Below are 7,500 nucleotides of genomic sequence, written 5' to 3' on the forward strand. Positions count from 1 at the left end.
TTGGATTTCTGTCTCTATATGGATTCGTTGTTGTCCAAGTGCTTCTTTTATTTCCGCTATTGATTCCTTGGTAATGACTTGGCAAGGGGTGTCAAGTTTAGATTTCCATTCTTTAACAGAAGTAATAAAAGACGATTCCAGCTCGCTGGATAATAACACTCCGTTTTCTTTATGTTTGCTTAATTGTTCTTGGAGGCTGACTAATTTTGTAAGCTCAGGACTGGTATCTGATTGAGATATTGTTTTTCTTGCCTTTTCTACATCTTCTTTTTCAATTCCTTCTTCCCATAGCGCATCATTCAAACCCGATTCATCATCTTGATATTGTTCAAGAAGCTTATCATATTTTTGAATTAATGCAGTTGCTTGCTCATTTTGTTTATTTAGTTTTTTGGATAGGTCGTTCTTTAATGTTTCAATATGTTCTATTAAATTTTCAATGGATTTTGGAGATATAATTCCATTGATGAGTTGTACTTTATTTTCTAGAAAGGGTAAGTTAGATACTAATTCATCTATTTCAGCGGAATAGGGGATTGTTTCCGTTTTATTTATTTCAAATAGCTCAAATAACTTATCTATATTTTTTAATTGTTTTTCTCCCTTATTTGTATCAACGAGTATATTATTATACTGGTAGTCAAGATCATAAAAAACATCCTCGATCTTAGTTCTGACGCTTAATTCATCTATCTCTTTTTGCAATTCTTCTAACTGTTGCTGGAGTTCACATTTTCGTTCAAATAGACGGGCTGTAAGATATTCTTTGAGTTTTCCTACATCTTTTGTGTCTATGTCTTGCTCTTTAGTTTCATTAAGAAGTTGTTCAATATTCATTCCCAAATTTTTAAACATTAACTCCATAGAGGGAGTTACTTTTGGGCCAGTCATTTCTTCAATTTTAGAGTTCAAAAGGGCAACTAATTTTATTCTTTCTTCGATTTGGTGGATTTGATGGTCTCTTGTGATTTTCTCTAACTCACTTGAGGGAATGTCTCTTTGGTGAATAATTGAAGAGGGCGCATAATCCATGACTCTATGCCCAAGTTTTCCTTTATGTATCCTCTGTTCTGGTTGTAAAATTTCTTTCCATTTTTCATCATATTCGAAATGTTTACCTTCTCGCTCCCAAACATAATCTTCTTCTGTTGTTTGTATTCTTCCTGGCCACCAACTCCAATCAATATCAAAATAAGTTTGTTCATATGCCTTATCATGGGTGGCTACCATTTTTCCGGAAGAATCATAGCGTGCAACTCGTGTAGTTTGAGTTTTTAATGAGACTGGAATTATTTGTCCTCCGTCCTTAAGGTATTCTTCATAAGTACTCTCCTCTCCCTTTATCTTTTTAAATTGCTCATATGTTTGTTTATAGCAATATTTCTCAATCCATTCTTTAGTCGTTGAAGTTACAGGTAACTTCATATTAACTGATGCGTGTCCTACATCTCCTCCAAAAAATTTTTGATCAGCAAATGTTATCATTCCATTACTTGATCGGGATTGAGTTCCCCAGGTTTGTATCGTGATACCAGACATGGAGTCTTGAGGTAATTGGATTTCATCTTTGGAATTGGACATATTTTTGTCTCACAACAACAGGTTAAGTGCCTACGGTTTAATTATAATGAATTATTATTAAGCAACTATTAAGCGTTTTTCTGAGCGTGTTTAAACGTATTAATTTGAGTTTTAATAAGAGGAGTTTTTATGGGTATGGTGGATGCCAAATAGGCTGTAATTGTTTCGAAAAAAATGGAAAATTTACTGAATTATTTTAAAATGTTATTGGATATATGGCTTTCAGTTGAGCTGTCTATTAATCGACCTTTATCACTGATGTCTCTGCATTGAATCACATACAATTGTTGATCTACAATAATCCATTCGATATCTTGGGCTTTGCCGAATAAAGTTTCTAATTGACGTCCTAATTGATATAAATCTCGGTATTGCTTAGGAGTCAATATGTCTTTTTCACCCTGCTCATAGAGTGTTTGGCCTAGTGCGTTGATGTGTAATGAGGCTACAGCGCCATTACCTTCTGTAACTCCTTCAATTCCATTGCTTGCCACTTCAATACACATTAATTCAGAGAGTTCACTTTGGGTGAATAATACACCGCCTACTTGACCCTTAATGTAGGGTTGTATAATAAGATTCAGGTTTATTTTATTTTCTCCGCTGTATTCTTTGATAAGTTCGTGGCGTTGTATCATATTTTCCCATGAAGCACAGAGTGCGGAAATAAATTCGTCTATACTGGTGATATTTGCTTGTGAGTAAAATATACCTGCGTAACTATAAAAGCTTGAATCTTCTAAATTAGTAGAGGAGCGTACAATAATAGATGTTTGTCCTGCTACCTGCTCAAATAGTTGTTTTAATTCTTCAAAATATTCTGGCCATAGTGGATTTTTGTTTGAAGAAGAAACCAAATCATATATTTTTTTGATGGAGTTATGTTTTAAAAGAATACTTTCTGGGATATTAAATCGATTATGGCTCAATACGGCCAAACGTTGGGCTTTATTGCCTATTGTTAAATTATCTTTTTGTGCTTCAAGAAAATCCCATTCAATGAATTTATTTTTCAAAATACTTACTTGATTTCCTGAGTGAATGACTAATTTGTCTTTATCTTCAATGGTAGACATGGGAAATTGAGCAATCATGACTATATTTTTTTCTCGCGCGATGATAGCGCTATGACTTAGATAGCCTCCTTTTTTTAAAATGATACCTTTAATATGTTGGCAAGAAAGAATTTGTTCTGGTAGGAGGTTATCTGCAATTAAAATATTGCATCGTTCTAGAGCTTCAAGGTTAAGTCCTTCTTTGTAAACTATTGCAGTACCTGTACATATACGTTGTTTCCCTGCGACTCTAAGTGCTGCAGATTGAGATTGGCTATCTGCAATTTGTTCTGTTGCGTTTAAAGGTAATTGCTCGATGTCATGTAATGAAAATGCATTAGGGAATTGATGCTTATTCTGTAGTTTCCATGTCGTATAACGGTCTTTCAATAATTCAATGAGCGTACTTCGGTTCTTAGGTAGTGAGCGGAGTTCATTCATTGTTAAATAGGAGAGGCTTAAAGGTAACTCTAATTGTTGTGTCAGCCTCTCCAGAAGTAAATTTATTAGTTGCCATTCTTTTAACTGAAATTGTCGCACATGAGTGCGCACGTATTCTGTGTTTAAAAAAGAATCACGAAGATTTGAGTTTGATTTTTGCTTTAAATTAATTTTAAAGTTTGATTGATCGGATAGCTCGTAGAAGGAAGCGTTTGTTATAGATTGTGGTGCTTCAAAAGAGGAATGAAGTAACTCAGATAAATTTGAAGAGGTCTTGGTTGCTGCAATTTGCAATTGGCGAAATGCATCTTGATGCAAGAGACTGCTGTAGAATTGCCACATGGCACTTTGTTTGTATAAAGCTGTAAGTGCGCGGTTGAGAATTCGTTGTAATTCTCGTACCGATAAAGGTTGATGCAAATATTCAGTAAGTTTCATTATTCTTAGCTGAGTCTTAGGAGCTATGAGCATATGATAATCTTGAAGAATACTTTCTGCTGCTAGGCGAAATTGCAACCGTACTACTTTGTTACGAATCCACGCCAGTAATTTATTGCTGGAAAAAATTGCTTGTTCAAATGCATTATCAATATAAATTTGATTGTAAAATACAATAAATTGCTCTTGAGTTATTTCTTTCTTTTTAATCAATAAACCTAGTTTACGCAAGGCTTTAAGGCATCCACCTGCATCGCTCCAACGTTGTTTGAGAATGCTAAGCAGTAGTGGTGTTGGGTTTACAAATGTTTCTTGTAACGGTAATGATGTAAAGCGTTGCTCCTGAATAAGCCCTGGAAGCATTTGATAATGTTTTAATAAAATATGGCGATTGAAAACTCTGCTGTCATGATGATTATGATGTAATTTAATCAAAGTAATACGATGTTCCTGATCAAGAGTAAGCTCTATATCTTGTTGAAATAATAGTAATAAATTTCGAGTCATAACTGAAAGTTTTGTGAGTTTTTCTTCTTTTAAACCATATTTTTCTTGAAATGAGGCACTTTGGCTGGACTTATTACTATTGCTAATCAAGTGAGTGAATAAGCCTAAGTAGATTGATTGATTCTCAATGGTAAGTTGAATTGTACCTAAAGAACATTCGCTGTTGGTATTTATTTGGATAAAAGAGTTTCCATCAGGATAACAATCATAATGGCATTGTTTCAGCAAATTTAATGCCTGTTTATCCGAATTTTTAAACTGATAAATAAACGCATACAGTAATAAATCAACAACAATAGGAATCAATAGAAAAATACTAATAATGAACATGCTTGATAAAGGAAGCGGAATTAAATAAAGCACATATAGGCATGTACAGGGAATGAGGATCACTTTCCAGGAAATTTGTCGAACAGTAAGTTTGCTTTTAGTGGGGGCGAAAATAGAATTTAATTGGTTTCGTAAAAAATCGAGTCGGTTTTTCTTAGGATACATAAGATGTATTCCCAAGACTAAGACAAAAAGCGTATAAATTGGAATGAGATAAGCTGCATTCATGGGCAGATTCGGATCGATTTTATAAAGATAGACATCAAAGGGGATAGTGAGTTGCATGCTGAATGCAATAGTAGGCACAGTCATAATAAGACTTATCAACACATTAGCCCATTGATACCATGCTGAAGTTTCAGCAAATAGGCTTCGTAGTAATTCTTTACGACGGATGAAAAGTATCGTGGCAAATAAAATGCCTAATACCATTAAAAAACTGGTTATTGGAAACGGTTGTATTTGATTATTAGAGGTAAAATAAGAATTAACACTCTTGAATTTGTTATTTAATTGATCAGCAAGCTCATCATGAGATTGTTTATAACTTATGATGGGGATGTCTTGTTTTGAAATAATTTGTTGGTATTTTGATAGTGCTTGATTGTCCTCTTTAAATGGAAGCAGCATGAATGGAGTTTTTTTTAATAAATATTGCGCATACGCCCAAGGAACGTTAATAACAACAGGAGCAGGACTTTGTTCTCCTAGTTCCATGAACTGATATAGCCCATCAGGAAAATAAAAAAGTCTCTTTTCATTATGTACTTGCTTTAATAGGCTTTGGTCGGTGTTTAACCAGCTTAAAGTTGCTGATTTGAAGCCATTATCACAATAAAGAATGATTTTTTTGTCAGTGTCTTTTTTTAAATAGTCGTTAAGACCTGTACCCGCAGGGAAATTAAGGGAACCCGCTATATGAATTTTATCGTATTCACCACTATCACGTAAATCAATAAAGACAAATTGTGAATTTATCTCTTTCCAATGTTTTATCATTTGGACTGTTGCAGGGGTATTTCGAATTCCAATCGGAGGAATGCTTGAAAAATTCAGAGCGAATATTGATACCATAAGAATGAAAACAATCCAAGGCAGATAAAGACGCCACAACAGGTATAATTTTGTTTTTATCCAAATGTATTTGAAGAAAATACTTATAAGGCCAATGACTATTAATCCCGAATAAACAAGACTTCCTCCAAGAAAAGCTAAAGTTTCTGGGGGGGGAATAGCATAAACAGGATTCGCATAAGTAAATAAGAAACACAAGACAATAAAAGGCTTATATAAAGCCCATCTTAGTGATGAATGCTGGGGTATAGAGTGTGTTGAAAGGAGGAGGGTAGGGATTAGGGACTTCATTTCATTCTATATACGGATTCATAGGCTTTAGAATTAGTATAATCCCAAAAATGCAAATATGCGAAGTTCTGTTTGTTTATGCGAAACTACCAATTAACCAACTTTAGTTTTCTTTTTTTGTTGGGTATTTTTTTTGCTTTTATCTGCATAATTTGGATTTTCAAGCAATTTGAATTGGGCAAATATTTTTTGAGTTTTTGCTTTAAATACAGCCATTTCTCGAGCAGGAACTGGGGTGGCTGTTGGTAAGTAGGTTGTAGTAGGGTTTCTTGGTTGATTATGAACATGCAGTTCATAATGACAATGTGGTCCTGTAGCAAGACCTGTTTGGCCTACATAGCCAATGACTTGGCCTCGTTTTATTCTACTGCCTTTTGAGAGGCCTTTTTCAAAGCGAAGCATGTGTCCATAAAGCGTGCTGTATGTTTTATCATGTTTAATTTCAATCATATTACCATAGCCGTTATGCCTACCAATGTTTGCAATGACTCCATCACCTACTGATTGAATAGGAGTACCAATTGGGGCTGCCAAATCGACGCCTTTATGTGCTCTTCTATAGTGTAATATGGGATGTTGTCTTGAAGCAGAAAAGGTTGAACTGATATGACTAAACTTAATGGGATAGCGGGAAAAGGCTTTTTTAAAGCTTTCTCCTTTAGGAGTATAATAATCACGGTTACCATTTTTGCTAATATGGCGTACAGCCTGTGCTGTTTTCCCTTGATTGGTATAGCTTACGGCAACAACATCGCCGATACCTACCATTTTGTCTTCTACATAAAAACTGTCATAAGCAATTGAAAATCGATCCCCGCTACGAATCGAACGTGAAAAATCAATTTCCTTACGTAAAATAGTAGTCATTTGTTGAATCAATTTCCTTGGTACTCCTAAGCGTTGGGCTGTAGTATATAGCGAGCCTTTAACTACACCTGTAATGTATCGCTCTTTAGTGGTTACCTTTTTAGAGTCAACTTTAGTTTTATAAACGGCCCCATCCCTATAAACGGTTAGTGTCTGTATATTATTCATCGGGATGACTAATTTTTCTAATTTATGTTTGTTAATTAAAAATTTTAACTCTTGTTTAGGGTTTATTGCTGTAAGCGCTTTAGCATGAGGATTTTTCTGCAGTACCAGTTGTAAATTTTGTGCGGTTAGACCTAGGCGTTTAAATATAGTAGCCATAGAATCGCCTGAGTGAGGTCTAATAGTTTGCCATTCATTGTCTTTAACAATTTTTTTAGCAGGTTTAATTGCATTAACGACATTTTCAACAACTGCTTTAGCTTTATCTTCGATTATTTCAAGTTTGCTTTCTTTACTGACTGGGGCGTCTTCCTCCGTTATGGAGTTTTCTTCATTTACATTATCTTCATCTTGATCTTGATAGTCATCATATTGTTCTTCTTGTTCTTCTTGGTTAGGTAATGAAATGGACTGGATGGTAGATTCGCTATATGAGTCATGTGAAAATTTTTTTACAAGAAAATACGGCAGCGAAAAGGCAATAATCAAGGCAAAACCCATTAATACCTTAGAAGGCTTAGATTTTTTATTTTTATTTGTTCTTCGTTTTTCGATGTATAAATAAGATTTTTTATCCATTGTTTGCCTATACATTGTCATTCGAAAGCATGCTATTGTCTTCACTGAGACAATTTCGAGTGACAAATTATCTTAAATCACCTTTTTAGGTATGGCAGGAAATTGCCAACCGGGCTAAGATACTCGGTGTGAGAAGATAGGTCAATCATTTAAAAGGTTTTGATGCGATGAT

The 7,500-nt window shown here is 34.5% G+C and carries 3 protein-coding genes and 1 pseudogene (1 of these 4 only partly in view); 1 reads left to right on the forward strand and 3 read right to left on the reverse strand.

Features of this window, described 5'->3' with window-relative positions:
• From Lsan_RS02195 to Lsan_RS02205, 3 genes and pseudogenes are all read right to left on the reverse strand, one after another.
• A pseudogene (locus Lsan_RS02195) lies at positions 1-1,581 on the reverse strand (Dot/Icm T4SS effector SidG); the annotation flags it as partial.
• Between the two features lie 191 nt (positions 1,582-1,772).
• Positions 1,773-5,717 (reverse strand): PEP/pyruvate-binding domain-containing protein, encoded by a 3,945-nt coding sequence (locus Lsan_RS02200; RefSeq protein ID WP_058512910.1) that lies wholly within the window; start codon positions 5,715-5,717, stop codon positions 1,773-1,775.
• A gap of 93 nt (positions 5,718-5,810) precedes the next feature.
• Positions 5,811-7,328, reverse strand: a complete 1,518-nt coding sequence (locus Lsan_RS02205) for a M23 family metallopeptidase (RefSeq protein WP_058512911.1) — start codon at positions 7,326-7,328, stop codon at positions 5,811-5,813.
• Positions 7,329-7,495: 167 nt separating this feature from the next.
• Between Lsan_RS02205 and tyrS the strand changes: the two genes are divergently transcribed.
• Positions 7,496-7,500: the beginning of a tyrosine--tRNA ligase gene (tyrS, locus tag Lsan_RS02210; RefSeq protein ID WP_058512912.1), read on the forward strand. 1,192 nt of this gene lie beyond the right edge of the window; the window shows 5 of its 1,197 coding nt (coding positions 1-5); the start codon lies at positions 7,496-7,498; the stop codon falls past the right edge of the window.

Origin of the sequence: Legionella santicrucis (genome assembly GCF_001468135.1) — a bacterium.
GTDB classification, from domain to species: domain Bacteria; phylum Pseudomonadota; class Gammaproteobacteria; order Legionellales; family Legionellaceae; genus Legionella; species Legionella santicrucis.